Below are 4,543 nucleotides of genomic sequence, written 5' to 3'. Positions count from 1 at the left end.
AGGACGGTCGCCGCCGAGCCGATCGCCGGCCAGCCGTGCGGGGCGAACGGAGCCCAGTTCGCCGCGTCCGCCGCGGGCAGCGCGCCGGTCACCGCGACCACCACCACGATCAGCAGGACGCCGACCAGCCCCAGCTGCGCGCCCGCGGAGGCACGCACGCCGCGCCGCGTCACGAGCAGGACCACCACCAGCAGGGCTCCGGCGGCGACCGCGGTCATCGCCCGGCCGAAGCCGAGGTAGGCCGCGCCGAGATCGCAGACGACGGGCGCGCCGGTGACGATCCCGGCGAGGAACGCCCAGCCGGTCGCCCGGCCGGCCCGCTCGCCCAGGCCGAGGCGTGCATATGCGGCAACACCGCCGGCCGACGGCAGCTTCACGCCGAGGACGGCGAAGACGATCGCGACCAGGCCGGAGAGGACCAGCAGGCCGGCCCAGGCCAGGATCGACGCCGGTCCGGCCAGATCGGCGGCCAGGCCGGGCAGCACCAGCAGGCCGGGGCCGAGGAGTGCGCCGACGTAGAGGGCGATGCCGCGCGGCGTGGTGATGGACATGCCGCAATGATCGTCCGGTTCCGGCCGCACCCGATGGCAAAGTTCGGCCTCACCGCGGCCTGTCAAGCAACTTCGTGCGGCACAATGACGGTGTGACGCAACTTGATGCCACCGACCGCGCGATCCTCGATCGCCTCCAGGTCGACGGGCGGATCGCCAACATCGACCTCGCGCATGCCGTGTCGCTGTCGCCGTCCGCATGCCTGCGGCGGCTGCGCGCGCTGGAGGAGGCCGGGTTCATCGCCGGCTACCGGGCCGAGCTCGACCGCGGCCGCCTCGGGCTGGATCTCACCGTCTTCATCCTGTTGAAGGTCGCAGGGCACTCGCTGGAGACCTCCCAGGCCGTCGAGCGGGCCCTGCACGCGATCCCGGCCGTGGTGTCCGCGCATCTGGTCTCCGGCGACGCCGACATCATGGTCGAGGTGGCGGCGCCGTCGCTGGCGGCGTACGAGCGGATCCTGCTCGACCAGATCCTGGCGGTGCCGTCGGTGGTGGACGCCCGCAGCACCTTCGCCATCCGCACCATCAAGGCCCGCGGCCCGCTCCCCCTCGACCACGTCGCGGCGAGGCGGTGAGCGACAGCGCGTGCCGTAGTCTCGGCGAGTGCAGCATCAGATGTTCGTCAACGGCGCCTGGGTCGGTGCGCTCTCCGGCGCTACGTCCGCCGCGACCAGCCCGGCCACCGGTGCGGAGATCGGGACGGTCCCGTCCGGCGACCGGGCCGACGCGGCCGCGGCGATCGCGGCGGCCCGGGCGGCGGCTCCCGGCTGGGCCCGGCTGTCGGCCTTCGAGCGGGCGGCGCTGCTGCATCGGGTCGCGGACGTCGTCGAGTCCCGTCGCGACGAGCTGGCCCGCACGCTGACGCTGGACCAGGGCAAGCCGCTCCGCCACGAGGCCTACGACGAGGTGGACGAGCTGGTCGTCTACTGGCGGATGGCCGCCGAGGACGGCAAGCGGTTCGGCGGGCTGCTGCCGAACTCGTCCGGCGCCGGGAAACGGGCGCTGCTGGTCCGGCGTCCGCGCGGGGTGGTCGCGGTGATCACGCCGTGGAACTGGCCGTACACGATGCCCGCCGAGTTGATCGCACCGGCGCTGGCCTCCGGCAACACCGTGGTCTGGACGCCCGCGCCCACCACCAGCGTGGCCGCCGTGGCGCTCGCGTCCTGCATCGCCGAGGCCGACCTGCCGCCCGGCGTCCTCAACCTGGTGACCGGGCCCGGGCCGGTGGTCGGCGACGAGATCGCGCGGCATCCCGGCACGGACGCGGTCGCGTTCATCGGGTCGACCGCGACCGGGCGGTCGGTGGCAACGGCTGCGGCGGGCAAAGCGGCCCTGCTGGAGATGGGCGGCAACGGGCCGCTCGTCGTCCTGGCGGACGCCGACCTTCCGCTGGCGGTCGAGGGCGCGCTGACGGCGTGCTTCCTGTGCGCGGGGCAGAGTTGCACGGCCGGGGAGCGGCTGCTCGTGCACGCCGCCGTCCGTGACGAGTTCACCTCGCTGCTGGCCGAGGCGGTCCGCTCGCAGGTGCGGCTGGGTGATCCCTTCGACGACGCGACGACGATGGGACCGCTGAACAACGCCGCGGTCGCGGCGAAGATGGACGCGCACGTGGCCGATGCCGCGCAGCGCGGCGCGACCGTGCTGACCGGCGGTTCGCGGGACCCCGGGTCGCTGTACTGGCCGGCGACCGTCCTGGGCGACGTGCCGGCCGAGTCGCTGGCGGCGACCGAGGAGACGTTCGGGCCGATCGCGCCGATCGTCGGTATCGGATCCCTCGAGGAGGCGATCTCGCTCACCAACGCGTCCCGCTACGGGTTGCTGGCGTCGGTCTACACCGCCGACGTGGGAGCCGGGCTGGCGTTCGCGGACGCGGTCCGCACCGGCTGGGTGAACATCAACGAGTCGACCAACTACTGGGAGAGCCACCTGCCCTTCGGCGGGCGGGCCGGTGCGGGCAGCGGGCTGGGGCGGGTCGGCGGCGCGTACCCGATGGAGGCCTTCACCGAAATGCAGACGGTAATCATCGGCGGGCGGGGCGCGTGACGCCCTGGGCCCGCTTCGACGATCTGGTGGCGGGCACGGCGGTGGTCTGCCCGCCGCCCTATCGGGTGCTGGTGGCGTCACGGACCTCGGAGGTGGCCGGGGTGCTGGACGCGGTCTCGCGTGCTGCGGCCGGCGGGGACTGGGCTTTCGGGTACGTGTCGTACGAGGCGGCGCCCGGGCTGGATCCGGCGCTTGCTGCTCTTGAGCCCGGGGTGGATGATCTGCCGCTCGCCTGGTTCGGGCTGTGCGGGGAGCCGCTCGAGGCGACGCCGGTCGGCGCGGCCCGGGCCACCGCCGCCTCCCCGACGGCTCGCTGGATCACAGACTGGACGGCCGACGAGCACGCGCGGGCCGTCGGCATCGTCCGTGAACACATTGCCGCCGGTGACACGTACCAGATCAATCTGACCGACCGCCTGCGCATGCATTTTCACGGCGACCCCGCGCAGCTCTATGCCGCCCTCGCCGGCGCGCAGCGCGGCGCCTATCACGCCTACCTCGACCTGGGCCGGCATGTGATCGCCAGCGCCAGCCCCGAACTGTTCTTCGAGCGGCGCGGCACCCGTCTGCGGACCCGGCCGATGAAGGGCACCGCCGCTCGCGGCCGCACCCCGGACGAGGACCGTGAGCAGGCACGGCGGCTGCGGGCCAGCGCCAAGGAACGCGCCGAGAACGTGATGATCGTCGACCTGCTGCGCAACGATCTCGCGCGGGTCGCGCAGGTCGGCTCTGTCGAGGTGACCGAGCTGTGCGCGCTGGAGCGCTATCCGACGGTCTGGCAGCTGACTTCGGAGATCACCGCGACGCTCCGGCCGGGCTGCGGGATGGCGGAGATCTTCCGGGCGCTGTTCCCCTGCGGCTCGGTGACCGGGGCGCCGAAGGCGAGCAGCATGCGCATCATCCGCGACATCGAGACCGGCCCACGTGGCGTCTATTGTGGAGCGGTGGGGCTGGTCGGGCCGGACACGGCGACCTTCAACGTCGCCATCCGCACCGCGGTCGTGGATCGCGAGCGGAAAACCGCCGTCTACGGGGCGGGCGGCGGCATCACCTGGGATTCGGATCCGGCGGCGGAGCACGCCGAGTTACTGGCGAAGGCGAAAGTGCTCGGCGACGTCCGCGACCGAGACGACGTCGGCGTACTTGGCCTGTAGGTCGAAGAGGTTGGCGTCGTGCACCGCGGCGGTGCGGTCGCCGCACGCGTCGGCGACCACCACCGGCCGGAACCCGTGCTGCATCGCGTCGGTGGCGCTGGCCCGCACGCAGCCGGAGGTGGACACCCCCGCGATCACCGTGGTGTCGATGCCCTTCGCCGTCAGCGTCGCCGCGAGCGACGTCCCGAAGAACGCCGAGGCGTACTGCTTCGACACGACCACCTCGCCCGGGGCCGGCTCCAGCGACGGCACGAACTCGCCGAGGGAGGATCGCAGCGCGGCCAGCGCCGGGACCTTCCGCACGAAGAGCCCGCCGTCGCTGAGGTCGTCGTTGTAGGTGACGCGGGTGTGCAGCACCGGGATCCCGGCCTCGCGGGCGGCGCTCAGCAGGGCGACGCAACCGTCGACCGCCGCCCGCGAGCCGAGATCGAAGGGGCTGCCGGGCGTGAAATACGCGCGCATCATGTCGATGAGCACCAGGGCCGGCCGGTCTCCCCAGCCGAGCCCTCCGCCGACGGGCGAGGTCACGTCCACACCGGCCGGGTCGGCGCGGGCAGCCCGGTCTCCTCCTCGCACCTGGCCAGGATCTCATCCAGACCCGGGCCCATGTCGAAGACCGGCAGCTCGTCGGGCCGGCCGGAGCGCATCTCACCGCGCAGAGCCGAGGTGGCCTCGTCCTCGAGTTGCCCGTCCAGCGAGGTCACCACGCCGTATCGCCGGGCGCCCGCCGCCGTGACGAGCCCGCGCCGGACCTCCTTGGCGACCAGCGCCGGGTCGCGTTCGAGCGGGTCGCCC

5 protein-coding genes and 1 pseudogene are annotated in these 4,543 nt (G+C 73.5%); 3 read left to right on the top strand and 3 right to left on the bottom strand.

The annotated features are described in order from the left end of the window. A partial coding sequence (locus tag AB0M20_RS28870) for an amino acid permease (protein WP_364303464.1) occupies nucleotides 1-551 on the bottom strand: 551 nt, incomplete at its 3' end. Between the two features lie 92 nt (nucleotides 552-643). Here AB0M20_RS28870 and AB0M20_RS28865 point away from each other — a divergent pair. The 3 genes from AB0M20_RS28865 to pabB are packed head-to-tail and all read left to right on the top strand — an operon-like array spanning nucleotide 644 to nucleotide 3,748. Continuing rightward, on the top strand, nucleotides 644-1,126 hold the full coding sequence (locus tag AB0M20_RS28865; protein WP_364303463.1) for an Lrp/AsnC family transcriptional regulator: 483 nt from the start codon (nucleotides 644-646) through the stop codon (nucleotides 1,124-1,126). Nucleotides 1,127-1,154: 28 nt separating this feature from the next. Then, complete coding sequence (locus AB0M20_RS28860) at nucleotides 1,155-2,594, top strand: aldehyde dehydrogenase family protein (protein WP_364303461.1); 1,440 nt, start codon at nucleotides 1,155-1,157, stop codon at nucleotides 2,592-2,594. Continuing rightward, entirely contained in the window at nucleotides 2,591-3,748 is a 1,158-nt protein-coding gene (gene pabB / locus AB0M20_RS28855; RefSeq protein ID WP_364303460.1) for an aminodeoxychorismate synthase component I, read from the top strand. The genes AB0M20_RS28860 and pabB overlap by 4 nt, the downstream gene beginning before the upstream one ends. Here pabB and AB0M20_RS28850 read toward each other — a convergent pair. Together AB0M20_RS28850 and AB0M20_RS28845 are read right to left on the bottom strand one after the other, a co-directional pair. Then, nucleotides 3,680-4,276, bottom strand: coding sequence for an isochorismatase family protein (locus AB0M20_RS28850; protein WP_364303459.1), 597 nt, complete (start codon nucleotides 4,274-4,276; stop codon nucleotides 3,680-3,682). The genes pabB and AB0M20_RS28850 overlap by 69 nt on opposite strands. Then, nucleotides 4,273-4,543, bottom strand: a pseudogene (locus tag AB0M20_RS28845) (hydantoinase B/oxoprolinase family protein); the annotation flags it as partial. The pseudogene AB0M20_RS28845 and the gene AB0M20_RS28850, both read right to left, overlap by 4 nt.

The sequence above is a fragment of the Actinoplanes sp. NPDC051633 genome (assembly GCF_040681735.1).
In the GTDB taxonomy this organism is placed as follows: Bacteria; Actinomycetota; Actinomycetes; order Mycobacteriales; family Micromonosporaceae; genus Actinoplanes.
Note: the sequence above shows the minus strand (reverse complement) of the source record. Positions and strands in the feature narration are given on the sequence as shown.